Raw genomic sequence first — 14,976 nt, 5'->3', positions numbered from 1 at the left:
GTTGCCAACACAGAGGAGAGGAGAGACGTCATGGTCATTGATGTTCGGGAGGTAACCTGGAAGAGAGATAACAAGACGATTCTGGATCGAGTATCCTGGGAAGTTAAGCCGGGGGAGCATTGGTGCCTGCTCGGGCTGAACGGCTCGGGGAAAACGACCTTATTGAATATGATCAACGGCTATATCTGGCCAACCTCAGGAAGCGTCTCTGTCCTGGGCAAGCGGTTCGGCACCTTCGACCTGCGCGAGCTGCGCAAGCACATCGGCTGGGTAAGTACCTCCCTGCAGCAGAAGCTATACGGACACGAGACGGTGGAGAAGATCGTACTCAGCGGGAAATTCGCCACGATCGGCTTGTACGATGACATCGAGGAGACTGACGAGGAGAAGGCACTGTCCTTGATCCGGCTGCTCGGCTGCGAACGGCTGCTCAACCGAACCTACGATACTTTATCGCAGGGCGAGCGGCAGCGAGTGCTTATCGGCCGGGCGCTGATGGCGTCGCCGAAGCTTCTCATCCTGGACGAGCCATGTACAGGACTCGATATTTTCGCCCGCGATCAGCTGCTCCATATGATCCAATCGATCGCACGCGAGCCGGATGCCCCGACTCTTATCTATGTGACGCATCATGTCGAAGAGATTATGCCCTGCTTCAACAAAGCCCTGCTCATTAAGCAAGGAATCGTGTTCTCATCCGGCAATACAGCCGATCAGCTGACTTCGGCCCATTTAAGCGAATTTTTCCATGCGCGCATCGAAGTGCGGCAAGAGTTGGGGCAGCGCTACTCCCTTCAGCTGCTGGACACGGAATGATACTGTCCTGCCTCTTCACATCACTACGACATTGCTTTCATGTACAAAAGCCGACCTGCGTCGGCTTTTGCTGCTTCCACCCTCTCATTGCCGCCGAAGGCAATTCCGGCTTGGTCAGATGGTCGATCTTCGAACAAGAACGAACGATATCAAGGCGTATACCACAGTAAAGGGGACAGTCATCAACACCAGTTCCCAAGCGGAGTAGCGGAGGAAGAAGTCCCATAGCGCCTTCCAGCCCTCATAGTAGGACAGAGCCAGGGACAAGACACTCAGGACGGCGAAGGATACGATGATCAACACATACATTCCTGCGGCTCGGTACCGCCGGTGTACGCTGGAGATTGCGAAGCCGAAGTAATACAGATGCATCAGCAGCAGGAATGCCATTCCTATCTGCTGAATGACAGGCCCGTCACTCCAATAGGGCAATTGGAAGAAGTGAAGCCGAACGCCCCATCCCCCAGACAGGCTTTCCATGAACGTCAGCATGGCTAGCAGCAGGGACGTCCCTGCACTGATGATCGCGGACATCGCGATCGTGCCGAGCATATAATCTTGCCTTCTAATATTCATGCCGAGCGCATAGGGAAAGGTGTGGGCCAAGGTGAAGGTGCCGGCGATGAACATAAAGACATAAATGCTTGCAATTCCCGCGGTATAAAAAGGCTTGTTCCCTTGTTCAATGCTAAGACCGATCACAAGATTGATGATAAAGCTGAAAAGCATAATGCCCCACGGTATGCATATCCAGGTCCATTTATCCCGGAGATGCATCTTCAATACGCCAGCTGTGCGGTTCATCGTTCATCTCCCCCTTCTCTGCCGGATGGGCGGTTGCCCGTCAAATGAACAATCAGCTGCTGCAGCGACACCGAAGCAAGCTCGATATCAAGAGCAGCCGCCTGCTTTCGCCCCTCGGGGCTCAACGGCCCCATTATCGTTACCGTGGCCAGGGCGCCGAACGTATCGCGGTGGATCACCTTCCGTCCCTCGATGAAGCGCTCGACTTTGGATCCGGTGCCGACTGCCGTGAAGGCGCGTTCGCGCAGCGAATCGGCATCCTCATCGATCAGCAATTTCCCATTATCGATGACGATAATATGCTCCAATAACCGGCTCACCTCGTCAATCAGATGGGTCGAGAGAACAATCGTGCGCGGGTGCTTCGTGTAATCCTCAATTAAGCGATCATAGAAAATGCTTCTCGCGACCGCATCCAGGCCCAGATAAGGCTCGTCGAACAGCGTAAGCGGAGCGCGGCTCGCCAAGCCAACAACCACGCCAAGCGCAGACAGCATTCCTCTGGAGAGCTTCTTCACGATCCGCCGCGGCGGAAGCCGGAAATCTTCAATCAATCTTGCGGCCAGCTCCGAGTCCCATCGAGGGAAGAAGGAAGCCGATACTGACAGCACATCGTGGATGCGGAACGTATCCGGGTACTTCTGGCTCTCCTTGATGAAGCATACTTGGCTAAGCACCCGGTTATTCTCAAAGGGTGCCTCCCCGAACAAACGGACGGAACCGCTCGTCGGGAACAGCTGGGCCGTCATCAAATGCATAATCGTTGTCTTCCCGGCCCCATTTCTGCCCAGCAGCCCATATATTTTATCTTCCTCCATCACAAAGCTGACATTTTGAACCGCATTTACATCTCCGTACGATTTGGTCAACTCCCGCACTTCTGCTACATGACTCATCGCGTACCCTCCCCTCTGCGAATCATCTCGATCAATTGGTCTGTCGTCATGCCAAGCTTCTCTGCCTCCCGGATCATCGTGACAACATATTGTTCGTAGAACTTCTCCTTGCGCTTCGCCAACAATAGGGCGCGTGCTCCCGCCGCCACGAACATCCCAATCCCTCTCTTCTTGTATAAAATTCCTTCATCCACTAACAGATTCACACCCTTAGCCGCTGTCGCCGGATTGATCTGGTAGAAGGAAGCAAACTGATTTTTGGAAGGGACCGGCGATTCTTCCGGCAGCCTTCCCTCGATGATATCGTCCTCAATTCGCTCCGCAATCTGGACGAATATCGGACGCTCGTCATCAATGAGCGAACTCATCCTTCCCACCACCTAACTGGTTAATTACTCGCGTAACCAACTATACATCTTAATTTCCTCTCTGTCAATAATGGCATTTATCACAAAAAAACATGGCCCTGTGTTACAAAGACCATGTTCTATCGTTGTTATCCCATCGCGAGGGCAATGAAGCAATGAACGGTTCTGTACAATCGATGGCTACCCCGTTGAAAGGTAAAAAGGGCCCCGGCCTATTGCCGGAGCCCTTGCTGTCTGCTTTTGTTACATACAGGATTATCTTACGCCGCACCCTGGGACGCTTAGAACTGTGCCACGACGCCCTGGGACGGAGTGGACAGCACATTTACCACACGGCCGTCCGACACAGTGAGGACGTAGATAATGTATGTGTCCCCATTGACAAAAGGATTGCCAAAAGCGTCTTTATCGTAGGAGTTCAGCGTAACCATGCCTTCTCCCGAAGGAGATACGGCTTTAGAGCTGTTTGTTCCTGTCCAATTAGCATCATCCAGCGTAAAGCTGCCTGCTCTGTGGGAAGGCACCGCCATCACGGCATATTTTGCAACGCCTCTCTCATTCGCCGGCTTGCTGAAGTAGACCCGCATGTCGCTTCCAATCATCTCCGCCGTTACGTTCGTCGCCGGAGATACATATTGAGCCGACAAGACCACATCGCGGGATGCATCAGAGAGCGCATTGGCCGAGCTAACCCGGCTATCAGCTACCGTCAGGACATAGAACCGATAAGCGCTGCCGCTTGTAATCGCCTCTCCTCTCACATCACGGGCGTTTTCTGGCAAAGGCAGACGTATCGTGCCGCTCTGCTTCGGGGCATACGTGTAATATGAAGTATTGTTCGCATCCGCCAAACCAAAGCTCTGATCCGACTTCACGGCCATCACGCGATATTCCAGCACGCCATAATCATTGGACGGCGCGGTGAAGCTCACCTCAATATCGCGCGTCGTGCCGCTATTGCCTGTTACGTTGGCCGTTACGTTCGACGCCGCAGAGACCGACGAGTTGCTTGTCAGCATGATTTCCGCGGAAGGAACGGACAACATATTCGCGTTATTACTGTTATTGCTGACGGACAAGACAAATACCTTGTAGCTGACGCCATTTCGAATCGCCGCTCCATCAACGTCCCGCGCCGAGGAGGACAGAATCTGATCAATATCTCTGCCTGTCTTGCTGATGTACGTATAGTTGTAGCTGGATACGTTGTTGGCACGGTACAAGTCGAAGCGGCTTGCATCGACCGATTTCACGACCATTATCCGGTACTGGGAGATGTTCGATTCATCCGCCGCCCGGTTGAAGCTGACCCGCATGTCGCGGCCGTCGTTATAATCGCCGACGTCGCTTGCCGTGACGTTGGTAGCCGGATACACCGTCGAGTTGTTGCTTAACGTGATGGTGTTCGACGAACTGGACAACGTATTGGAATAACTGCCTGAGCCGACAGACAGGACGAATACGCGGTAGCTTACTCCGTTACGAATCTGCGCCCCGTCGACATCTCTTGCACCGGATGCGAGCGTCACGCTCTGGTTGCTGCCATTGCGGCTCACATACGTGTAATTGTAGCTGGATACATTATTCGCATCCCCTACCGTGAAGCGCCCCGCATCGGACGACTTCACGACCATGACGCGGTAGTGGCTGATATTCGACTCATCCGCCGCGCGGTAGAACGTTACCCGCATGTCACGGCCATCGCCGTAATCATTGATATCGGAGGCCTGAACATTGGTCGCCGCATACACGGCCGAATTGCTGGACAGCGTAATGGTGCTGGAAGCGTAAGACAATGCGTTGGAATAGGTGCCTCTGCCTACCGACAGGACAAACACGCGATAGCTCACACCGTTCCGAATATAAGAACCGTCCACATCTCTAGCGCTGGAGGAGAGCGTCAAGCTAAGATCGCGCCCCGTCTTGTTCACCTTCGTGTAGTACGAGCTCGATACATTGTTCGCATCCGATACATTGAACCGGTCCGCATTGGATGTCTTCACGACCATGACGCGGTAATGATCAATCAACGACTCGTCAGAAGCCTTGTTGAACGTGATCCGCATGTCGCGGCCGTCGTTATAGTCGTTGACATCGCTGACTTGCACATTCGTGACCGCGTTGGCGATGGAATTATGAGACAGCGTAATCGACGAAGATGCGCCGCTCAACACATTGTTAGAGCTGTACCCGTCTTTCGAGACCGCCATGACGAATACCCGGTAGGTCTCATTATTTCGAATATAAGAGCCGTTGACATCCGTCAGGCTCGAAGACAAGGTCGTCGTGATATTGTATCCGGTCTTCGACACTTGATAATAACGGCTGGACGACAATTTGTTCGCTTCGTTCAGATCGAAGCGGGTATAATCCCGGTTCGGCACGACGAATATGCGGTAGTAGCTCACCTTCGACTCATCGGAAGATCTCGTGAACGATACCTGCAGGTCGCGGCCGTCGTTATAATTGCTCACATCCGCCACGCTCGTAATGACTGGCGCGCCGACCGTGGTGCCCAGCGTAATCGTCGTCGTGGACGCAGAGAGCTGATTGGAATGACGATTCACATTATTGCTTACGGACAAAACGAACACCGTATAAGGCACGCCATTGCGAATTCTATCACCGGACGTGTCCCGGGACGACGAACTGAGCGTCGTTGACAAGGTCGATCCGGATTTGTATACGGTCGTATAGTTAGAGCTGGATACGGCATTCGCGGCGTTCAGATCGAAGCGATGCGCATCTTGCGACTTCACGACCATGACGCGATAGTTGGCGATATTGCTCTCATCGGAAGCCCTTGTGAAGCTCACGGACATATCTCTTCCATCGCCATAATCGGCAACGTCACGCGCCTGCACATTCGTGACCGCATAGGCTGAATCGCCTGTCAGCGTCACGGTCTGCGAAGGCCGGGACAATACATCCTGGCTGCGCTTGCCTACACTCAACACATACACGACGTAGGACTGGTTCGCACGGATAACATCTCCGTTCACGTCGCGGGTCGAGGAATTGAGCGAAAGAGAAGGATTGCGGCCATACGTATCGACGACCGTGTAATTATTGTCCGATACCAGACGAGCCCGCGCCAGCGTAAAGGACGATGAATCCGAAGCCTTGACGACGAGAACGCGATAATGATCGATATTCGATTCCTGGGACGCCCGGTTGAAGCTGACGGTCAGGTCGCTGCCGTTACCCGCTTGGCCGGTTACTCTGGCATTTACATTCGTTGCCTGAGAGACTTGGTCGCTCGGATAATCATCCTGATCACGATTCGTTGTATTAATCGTTACGGTCTGCGTTCTGGAGTTCCACAGCACTTGCTCGCCCATCGCTTCGCTGACGAAGCGCACCGGAACCATCGTTCTTCCCCGGATCGTCTGGGCAGGAACCTCCAGAGTCACGTTCGAATCGTTAATCGTAGCTACCTTGGAACCAATCTTGAGGACAACGGTCGTACCCGCCTTGGTCGCGGTCACCGTCTGTGCTCTCTGGTTCCACCCTACCTTCGCATCCAACGCCTCGAAGATGGCCCGCAGCGGAAGCATCGTCCGCCCTCGAATCATCATTGGCGGTTGATCCGTATTTAGCCTGACGCCATCGATATACACACTGATTTGCGGGGCCGCCTGCACTTGCGCTTGAATGGCAAATGTAAACAACAAGGCAAATGCAATCAGCCCGGATAGTATCCTTTTCACAAGTTCATCCTCCATTTGTTGTCATTTCAATCCTCTGATATGTGTAACGCGGTTATCGAGGTAAATGTTTCTTTCATTTTAAAAATATTTTCATTTTGGGCAAAATATTGAACAATTGCCCGAATGCAAGAGAGGCATGAAGGCCTGCATATCCGGCCCTGTTTTCTATGCTTCGATAATCGTCAGCCGAGGCCATTGCTCCCGCCATTGCTTCGCGTTCACCCGCGCCATATAATAGGCGGGATCGGGAAATGCCGGGCTCCGCCTGACGACCATCTCGAACAAATCCTCCAAGCCGTGCGGATGAATCAGTCCTATCCGCTCCTCTCCATTCAAGCGCGCGCCTACCGCCGTGGCGGTCTCCGGCCATCGGCTCAACGCATCGAAGGTGGACTCATAAGGCGCCACGCCATTGCGGATATGCATTCGGGCCTGGTTTTTGACCGACCATTTTTCGTTGCCCGTTCGCCTTATCAGCTCCTGCTCCAGCGCAACATCCCGCTGCTCCGACAGATCCTCCGGGTCATAGTAGACGACATCGATATCCTGATGCCGCGCCCGGTATTCGAATCCTTGCAGCCGGTCCCAGATATAATTGCGAATATACCCTGCGGCTATATAGCATTGCGGCAGGTCCAACTCTCTGACGACCCGCAAGTCAGCCATCAATTCCTCATGTTCATGCAAATAATGAAGCAAACGCTGCTCCAACACGGGGATTCCTCCATTTTTGCAGACGGGCGCCTGCCCTTATTTTTTCCGGCCGATGTAGAGCAGGTGAGAAGAGACGCCCAGCACATGGGGACAGGAAGCCATCTCGTAGATCAGCTCCATCACTTGGCGATATTCGTCTTCCCCGCGCGAACGCCAATAGTCGAATTGCTGCTCATTCATCGCCCCGGCAATGCTTGAAGAACCGAGGAGCTGTACCGTCTCGAAGCCGTGCGCTTCCATGAACGGGGCAATCTCCTCCACCCGGAAATAATACGCGCCGGTGAACCGCCCCTCATCCTGATGATTGAAGATTCCCGTCTCCATGAAGCGGCGTATCTGGCCGATGCTGTCATTCGGCTTCCAATGCTGCGGATGGAGGAGCGAGTTCATCAGATGGCGGACCACGGTCATCACCGCGACGAAGACGATGCCGCCCCGCTTGGTCACGCGGAACAGCTCTTGCACGGCGGCATGCCGCTCCTCTTCCGCCTGCAAATGATAGAGCGGCCCCATCATCAGTGAAGCGTCGAATTGCTCGTCGGCGAATATCCCCAGATCTCTTGCGTCCGCTGGGTAGAACCCTTGGAATTGCCCGGCCAGTCCCCGCTCTTCCACCTTCACCCGCGCAATCTCCACCAGTCTTGGGGTAAGATCGGTCAAGGTGACTTGATAGCCCGCTGCGGCTAATTCAAGGGCATACTTGCCTGGTCCCGCTCCGTTATCCAACAGATGCCCGCCAGGCGGCAGATGCTTGCGAATATGATGCCAGTTCACCATGAATTCAAGAGGCTCCCTGTCCAGGCGGCCCCATTCGTCAAACCCGTTATAATAATCGATAATTTTGTTCATGGCGGCACCTGCCCCTTGTCCCTGCACGTTATCGTTCCACTCCTTACAGCTCGGTCCATGTCGTTCGTACATACCCGATCCGCATGCTGGCCCGCTCCATATTCCGGTGGCTGCCTGACAGGAAGGCGCACTGGCCCACGGCCAGGCCGCAATGGCGGCGTGCCGCCTCGGCAAGCCTGCAGCGCAGCAGACTCAGCTGCAAGCCTCGGCGCCGATATTCGGGAAGCGTGGCCGCGAATGTGAAGGAAGCAACATCTCCCTTCACATGCATGACGCCGACCGCCGCCGGCCGATCCTCGTAGCAGGCCATATAAAAGAACCAGCCCGGACGCTGGTGCAGCACCCGGTTGTTAGCCGCGACATGCGGGATTCCATCATCCGGGAGTCCTGTACCCCGGCAATGAATCATCGCATATGTATCGAAGTCCGATGCCCCGATCTCTTCAATTCGCACCGCCTCCGGCCCAGGCTCCTGCTTGGCGGCGATAGGTTGCGCATACAAGGACGTATGGCTGCCCGACTGATACAAGCCCCGCTCTGCCAGCGACCAGAGCACCTGCTGATCGGCAAGTCCGGGCACCAATTCGAATTGGGGTTTTCGTCCCCGCTCCCGGTAGAAGCGGATTATGTCGTCTATATACTCGATATCGCTGTTCCGCAGCCCTTTGACCGTATTGAAGGAAGGCCATGGCATCGTCTTGCTGTAGAAGCAGACCGCATGCCCGAACTGCGCCACTTCCACGCCTTCCGGATTGCCCGGACGTTCCCGGATCGCATTCATCCGATCGGTCATATAACCGATTTCCGACTTCTCAATGGCATGTACCACCTTCTCTGACGGATGTATGGCATTCATCCTTCTATCCTCCGCAAGAGGCAAAACCATCCCCTCTGTTAGATTGCCGGCGAAGCAAAATGGTTTTCCTTTTTAAATTTTGATCCAATCGGTCAAGCCTCGCTTACATACTCGCTCTGCAGAATGCTCATCTGAATAATGTCCCAATACTTGCCTTCGCGGTACAGCTTCTGGCGCAGCCGGCCTTCTTCCTTGAAGCCGCTGCCCAGATAGCAGCGATGACCGCGCTCATTGAATTCGAACACTTCCAGCTCCAGCCGGTTCAGATTCAGCGTGTCGAAGGCGAAGCGTTTGATCAAGGCGATTGCTTCCTTGCCATAGCCTTTGCCAAGATGCGACTTGCGGCCAATGACGATGCCCAGGACGGCGCAGCGGTTTTTCCAATCGAGCCGATGCAGATCAATCTGCCCGATATATTCCAGTGACTCCTTGTCGGCAATAATGAAGCCTTTGCTGCGGCTGTTTCCCTCGATCATCATTTTCAGAAAGGACTCCGTGTCATGAAGCGTCTGCGGATAGGTAAAGATATCGCTCAACGTATCCGTAATCTCCGGGTCATTAACCCACTCCCGCATATACGGCAAATCTTCCATTCGATACTCTCTTAAAATGATGCGCTCCCCTGTGATATGCGGCATTCGGATCATCCTTTCTGTCCAGGTTACGTGCTTGGCCTGAGCTCGGGCGGATGCATCGTCCCCACAGTATAGACCGCCTGCTTCCGCATCATCGCCTCGATAACGCCTCCGGCAATCTCCGAGCGGGTCAACCAGCGGGAACGGGACTGCTCGATAACAAATCCAAGTTGAAGTTGATGGTACTCGCATTTCGGAGAAAAGTCCATAGCATTTTCCACTTCACCCAAATTTGCACTGGTCCCCAGAAGGTGAAAAGTCTCCGTCGCGATACCGGTTGTCCTTCCAACTCGTTCATCACGATTGGCATCGCACGAGGGGCCGCTTGCCGATGCGCCAGGCGACCGCCATCTCGCCCGGAGCCCAACGAATGATCCCGTCCAGCCGCTTCTTCAGGGCAGCGTCGCCCGTATAATCGACCGAGACGCCTTCCGTGGCTACTCCTTCTTCCTCCTAAGCGCATCGGCAACCCATGCGGCCACATATCCGGCAATCATCGCCAGGTCGATTCCGAACGTATACGTAAAAACATTAATGTAAGCCGTATTCGTATATGGATTCCACCATCCCCAACGGTAAATCGCCGAACGGGGATTATCCGGGGGACCGCCCAGATTGCCGAAGAATTGCTTGATATACAGCCACTCCATCACAGCAAGGGCAACGCCGAGAAGGATAAGCACAAGCAAGATAATAACTTGCTTGACACCCCGCTGGAGCCCTTGCGCGAAGAACCCGTGCGAAGCGGTTCCGAGCATCGCCAGCAGGACGGCATACAGCGGGACAAGGGGGAACAGAATCAACAGTGCCGGATTCCCGTTCCCGGACATGCCTCCGCCCGATCGGAGCCGGAAGGTGAACACATCGACCAACCCTACGCCGATCAGCGTCACGACGAATAAGAGGATTAGCGCGATGACACAATGCCGGCGGCGGGCCAGAAGTGCATCAGCCCCGGAATGGGAATCATTCGCCTCATTCGCCCCCATGTTCATCCCCCAATCATTCAGACTGTTCATGCGCACGCTCGAAGCCGCCGATCCGCGCCCCCGGCTGGTTAACCCCCCTTGATGGCGGTTCCTAACGTATCCGATTCATCCCCGGGGGAAGCTCGCCGCCGCTCATCCAAGCTTCCAGGGCAAGATGGAAGATTCGGAGGCCCCCCAAAGGGAGATCATGCCCCGCGGCAGGAACAAGATAGCCTTCCGCACCGGGATGACTGCGGGCAATGAAGGCCGCGGAGTCCTTCATCACCTTCCTCTCCTTCTCTCCCGCCATAACCAGGATGCGCGCCCGGTTACGTGCAAATCCTTCCGGTAACCGATAAGACATATTTTCTTGCATCATCGCCATAAATGTATCCCGCTTCATCTGCAGCGACTCCTGATAATATCGTTCGAATTGTTCCGGCCCGATCCGCAATTGCCGTGCCTGCAGCTGGGCGAATGATCGGTTCTTCACGAGCGGATACGACATGCGGAGAAGAGGTGCAAGCAGGGAATACCCCAGCTTCATCGGCTTCGCGAGCCCGCTGACGATGACCGCATGGTCTGCAACATCTTCCCTCATGCCCTGCATTTCCAGGGCAATCTGCGCGCCGAGAGAGAAGCCGACGACCGTAACCTGCCGCCCTTCCCTGTGCACATCGATCAGTTGAATGATGCTCTGAGCCGTCTGACAGATCGAATGGAATGGGATATCTTTGCTCTTCCCGTGACCAGGCAGATCAGGGATGACAATATGGTAACGCCCTTTGAAGTATTCCAACTGCTTCTCCCACATCCATCCGCTGACGCCGCCTCCATGCAGAAATACGAGCAAAGGCGCGTCCTTGACACCGAGCTGCTGCAGATACAGGTTCATCCTTCGCCTCCTATGTACCGTCCACGCAGATTCTCATTTTATTCCCATTCAAGCACCGGAACGTGATGCTCGATCCGCAGGCGGTACAGATTCAGGATGCGGATCTGCTCCTCGCTCAAGCGCTCCCGATCCCAATACATATGCATGAGGCTGTACTCGAAGATTTCTTTCAATTTCAAGAACAAGGGCAGCTGCTTCAGCATCTCCGGATGAAGCGTGTGCTCCTCCTGATACCCTTCTATCAGAGCATTCGCAATGGAGCGCCCATAGTCCCGGATGTTCCCCGCTCCTGCGAACGAGAATTCCAGGGCCGAATAGAGAGGGACGGCCAGGTCATACATATAGTAATGCTTCTCGCAATCTTGAAAATCGATCATCGTGAGCGAGGAACCGCGATCAACAAGGGTATTTTCGAGCCACAGATCTCCATGAAGCAACCCATACGTCGCCCGTTCCCGGGGAAGGCTCTTCACCACCGCCAGCACGTTGGCCGCAATCGCCTGAATCGCCGTCTCCTCTGCAGGGATGTACTTCGCGAAGTTGTACTCTTCTTGATCATGCCAGTCCCCGAGATAGCGAAGCGGATGATTCGCCTCATAGCGCTGCGTAATCCGGTGCATTCTGCCAATCTGCCTTCCCAATTCGGCCAGCACCTCCGCATTCCACTCCGCACGGGGCAGGTGAATGCCCGGAGCCGCCTTATATACGACAACGATAATGTTCTTGGGAGGCATGATCTCTACGATCTGACCGCGGCAGGAGGGGATTGCCTGTGCGACGCCGACGCCCTCCCGGTATAACGCGTTGGTCCAGGACACTTCTTCAAGCTGCACCTCATACGGTTTATAGTTGGTCACGCGGGCGTAATACGTTGCTTGATCGCCCGTGCAGCGGTACATTTCATTGGTTACCGCCTCTGCCGTATGTATCTGGATCGGATAGTTCTCATTCAGAAAACTAATTACTTGCTGTTCCATTGGCCGTACCTCCGTCACATCAACAATTCTCTACCGCTATCGACTTCTGCCATGCAGTCACCTCATCCAATTCCCGAATTAATCAGCTCATTGGAATTTTGTTAGCGGCCGGGCATCGCCTCGTCCCTCGTTAAGACCGCCAGATCATAATAAGCATCGCGCAGCCAAGGGTGGAGCACCTTCAACGTGTCCCGCCGCTCCCACAAGTAGTTGACATATGCATAGGAAGCATGTTCCAGAGAGATCTCAAGCGCTTCCTCCACTTGCTTCAAATAGGGAGGAACTCCTTCCTGATCCCATTCGATCTTATCGGCAACGAACAGCGCCTTGTCTATCATCGTGGCCTGCTTGCGGAGCGTCGTATGGCAGCCGACGGCATCCAATATGTCTTGTTCGGAGACGTGGAACAGATCCCGGGCCATCTGCCTGGACAGCTTCTGATGAACAATCATCGGGAAGGCCTCTTCTTCCGGCAGCACTTCAATGCCGAGAGAACGCGATACGGGCACTCTGACATGGTTGGGATAGACCGCGCTAATATCATGCAGATAACCGCCGTATTCCGCCGCCTGCGAATCCAATCCGAATCGCACCGCCAGACGGCGTGCTTCTTCTCCTACCTTCATGCAGTGCTCCGCTGTCCGGGGACACCCGTTCCCGACCAAAAAACGATAAACATCTTCACGCAAATCGCCTGACGACGCTTCAACCTTTAAGTCGGCATAGACCGGATTCATATTCGCCTCCCCTTATGCAGCAGCGGGACGACGCATGCAGCCATCCGTTTTACATATTATTGGATAATTGTGTATGTTGTTCTGCTTCATCGTAACACAGAAGCGATCCAAGAGGGTTAAAGATATATAAACATATCATTCAAATCGTTTCTCCTCCAGCTTCGTTAGTATTTTCTCGACATTCTCCGTCGTCTTCTTCGTATGAACTTCAATGCGAAGCAGAACCACAAGCATGACAATCAGAAAGATTATAATCATTTCCATAGCAACCTCCCATTGGTCATTGAATGCCAAATATCCGCACATGAACAAAAGGATGCGCATTCTGCACATCCCTGAGATGATTGACAACCGGGTCTATGTACCATGCTATCGGCGAGCAACGATCTCCACCTTCATCCGGTCTGGATCCTCGAAAAACACGGCGTAATGATCGCTTCCCCCGGCATACGGATATCTGTCCGTATATAGCATAGGAATATCTCTTTCCTCCAGCTTGATGCGCAGTTCATCAACGCGCGCCTTCGATTCCGCGTGGAAAGCGATATGGTTCAGGCCGGCGCGCTTGCGATGGTAGGGAAGATCAAGAAATCGGGCTTCCGTCTGTACGAAGACGAGATAGGTCTCTCCCTGCTTCCAGCTAATGCCTTCCGGCCATCTCTGGAATTCCTCATACCCCAGTTCCTTCAGCAGCCATCCCCAAAAGGCGATGGACCGTTCCAAATCCGATACATTAAACTCGACATGATGCAGCATGTTGGCCTCCTGCTCTTCTACCGCGCTAACACAAAACCCACCTTCCGGCGCTTGGCTTAGGGTGGGTCTTCTCCTGTTTCAACAGAACTGCGGTAACTTGATATTTTTGTATACTCATTGTACTGCAAAATAAAAATACGCACAAGTGTTCCCTTTCTTTAAGACTATCATTTTATCCTTTCACGCATACGGATTGCCCGGCCTCCATCCTGCCCTAATTCGAAATAATCGGCAAGGAATACCGGGCGAAGCCTTCGCCGTCATAGCTGTATCTCTCGCAAATGATATAGTCCCTGCCTGCCGCGCTCAAGTCGAACTGGTGATCCGTGACATAAGCGTCCACCCTAGAGCTGGCGGCATCGAAATCTCCCTGGTCATTGGCAACGACAACGCACTGCTGCGGAGGCATCGTGACCCGCACATACCATTCCGGAATCCCTTCGAAGCCGCTGACTTCAACGCAGAGAATGTACGCGTGGCGGTCCGGATCCGCCTGAGAATCGGCATTCGGCCAGATTCCATAATGCATTTGCGGATTCACCACTTGGGGGAAATGCTTCGTCGAGGACAGCAGACTTTCCTTGGCATGACGGTATTTGCTGCTCATATCTTGCAGGCTGATGCACGGAATTCCAATCAGCTTCAGTTCTTCATGCCGTACGACTATCGGCTCCATATTCGGCAGTTTGTTCATGATTTCCACGCCGGTTATCCTCCTCTTTGTTAATTCTTGAATAAAGACAAATATTGCGCCGGAATGTAATCAGATAGCTAGATCTGATTCGGGGCAAGATAGAATTTCACGCCTTCCGCCAGGAGGTTCTCAAGGACGCTCTTGTAGGTCCCATGGTAGAGAATATGGGGAATACGGGGAGGGCAAGCTTCTTCATCCTGCCGAGTTCCGTCCATTGCGGCTCCTTCCGCACGGCAGCGAGCAATTCCGCCAGACTGCAGTACTCCTGCTCATCCAAATTGATCCCGTAAATCTGACTTGT

17 protein-coding genes are annotated in these 14,976 nt (G+C 53.8%); 1 reads left to right on the top strand and 16 read right to left on the bottom strand.

Annotated features, from left to right (window positions below; translation table 11 throughout):
- Positions 1-30: 30 nt before the first annotated feature.
- Positions 31-816 carry an ABC transporter ATP-binding protein gene (locus FLT43_RS18620; protein ID WP_087444162.1) on the top strand — a complete coding sequence of 262 codons (786 nt, stop codon included), beginning with the start codon at positions 31-33 and terminating at the stop codon, positions 814-816.
- A 114-nt stretch (positions 817-930) separates the two neighbouring features.
- Here the strand turns inward: FLT43_RS18620 and FLT43_RS18615 are convergent, their stop codons facing one another.
- From FLT43_RS18615 to FLT43_RS18545, 16 genes are all read right to left on the bottom strand, one after another.
- Positions 931-1,620 (bottom strand): hypothetical protein, encoded by a 690-nt coding sequence (locus FLT43_RS18615; RefSeq protein WP_087444163.1) that lies wholly within the window; start codon positions 1,618-1,620, stop codon positions 931-933.
- Positions 1,617-2,516 carry an ABC transporter ATP-binding protein gene (locus tag FLT43_RS18610; RefSeq protein ID WP_087444164.1) on the bottom strand — a complete coding sequence of 300 codons (900 nt, stop codon included), beginning with the start codon at positions 2,514-2,516 and terminating at the stop codon, positions 1,617-1,619. The genes FLT43_RS18615 and FLT43_RS18610 overlap by 4 nt, the downstream gene beginning before the upstream one ends.
- Positions 2,513-2,884, bottom strand: a complete 372-nt coding sequence (locus FLT43_RS18605; RefSeq protein ID WP_087444165.1) for a GntR family transcriptional regulator — start codon at positions 2,882-2,884, stop codon at positions 2,513-2,515. Before FLT43_RS18605 ends, FLT43_RS18610 begins: the two co-directional genes overlap by 4 nt.
- Before the next feature lie 281 nt (positions 2,885-3,165).
- Positions 3,166-6,594 carry a copper amine oxidase N-terminal domain-containing protein gene (locus FLT43_RS18600; RefSeq protein ID WP_244194326.1) on the bottom strand — a complete coding sequence of 1,143 codons (3,429 nt, stop codon included), beginning with the start codon at positions 6,592-6,594 and terminating at the stop codon, positions 3,166-3,168.
- Between the two features lie 165 nt (positions 6,595-6,759).
- Positions 6,760-7,308 (bottom strand): nucleotidyltransferase family protein, encoded by a 549-nt coding sequence (locus FLT43_RS18595; RefSeq protein WP_087444166.1) that lies wholly within the window; start codon positions 7,306-7,308, stop codon positions 6,760-6,762.
- Between the two features lie 36 nt (positions 7,309-7,344).
- Entirely contained in the window at positions 7,345-8,157 is an 813-nt protein-coding gene (locus FLT43_RS18590) for a class I SAM-dependent methyltransferase (protein WP_087444167.1), read from the bottom strand.
- A 43-nt stretch (positions 8,158-8,200) separates the two neighbouring features.
- Positions 8,201-9,013: a GNAT family N-acetyltransferase gene (locus FLT43_RS18585; RefSeq protein WP_087444168.1), complete on the bottom strand. Its 813-nt coding sequence runs from the start codon at positions 9,011-9,013 to the stop codon at positions 8,201-8,203.
- 92 nt (positions 9,014-9,105) lie between these two features.
- Positions 9,106-9,651: a GNAT family N-acetyltransferase gene (locus tag FLT43_RS18580; RefSeq protein WP_087444169.1), complete on the bottom strand. Its 546-nt coding sequence runs from the start codon at positions 9,649-9,651 to the stop codon at positions 9,106-9,108.
- 23 nt (positions 9,652-9,674) lie between these two features.
- Positions 9,675-9,857 carry a Rossmann-fold NAD(P)-binding domain-containing protein gene (locus FLT43_RS18575; protein ID WP_087444170.1) on the bottom strand — a complete coding sequence of 61 codons (183 nt, stop codon included), beginning with the start codon at positions 9,855-9,857 and terminating at the stop codon, positions 9,675-9,677.
- A 228-nt stretch (positions 9,858-10,085) separates the two neighbouring features.
- A complete protein-coding gene (locus tag FLT43_RS18570; protein ID WP_127510974.1) occupies positions 10,086-10,673 on the bottom strand; it encodes a hypothetical protein in 588 nt (195 codons plus the stop codon).
- A 55-nt stretch (positions 10,674-10,728) separates the two neighbouring features.
- The gene (locus FLT43_RS18565; protein WP_087444172.1) at positions 10,729-11,511 is read right to left on the bottom strand and encodes an alpha/beta fold hydrolase; all 783 of its coding nucleotides are present in this window, start codon (positions 11,509-11,511) and stop codon (positions 10,729-10,731) included.
- Positions 11,512-11,549: 38 nt separating this feature from the next.
- Complete coding sequence (locus FLT43_RS18560) at positions 11,550-12,488, bottom strand: phosphotransferase enzyme family protein (RefSeq protein ID WP_087444173.1); 939 nt, start codon at positions 12,486-12,488, stop codon at positions 11,550-11,552.
- 101 nt (positions 12,489-12,589) lie between these two features.
- Positions 12,590-13,225: an HD domain-containing protein gene (locus tag FLT43_RS18555; protein ID WP_087444174.1), complete on the bottom strand. Its 636-nt coding sequence runs from the start codon at positions 13,223-13,225 to the stop codon at positions 12,590-12,592.
- Between the two features lie 135 nt (positions 13,226-13,360).
- Entirely contained in the window at positions 13,361-13,489 is a 129-nt protein-coding gene (locus tag FLT43_RS30545) for a hypothetical protein (RefSeq protein ID WP_255321639.1), read from the bottom strand.
- Positions 13,490-13,594: 105 nt separating this feature from the next.
- Positions 13,595-13,981: a VOC family protein gene (locus FLT43_RS18550; RefSeq protein WP_087444176.1), complete on the bottom strand. Its 387-nt coding sequence runs from the start codon at positions 13,979-13,981 to the stop codon at positions 13,595-13,597.
- 214 nt (positions 13,982-14,195) lie between these two features.
- Positions 14,196-14,675: an effector binding domain-containing protein gene (locus FLT43_RS18545; protein ID WP_244194328.1), complete on the bottom strand. Its 480-nt coding sequence runs from the start codon at positions 14,673-14,675 to the stop codon at positions 14,196-14,198.
- Positions 14,676-14,976 lie beyond the last annotated feature (301 nt).

The organism is Paenibacillus thiaminolyticus, assembly GCF_007066085.1.
Taxonomy (GTDB): Bacteria; Bacillota; Bacilli; order Paenibacillales; family Paenibacillaceae; genus Paenibacillus_B; species Paenibacillus_B thiaminolyticus.
Note: the sequence above shows the minus strand (reverse complement) of the source record. Positions and strands in the feature narration are given on the sequence as shown.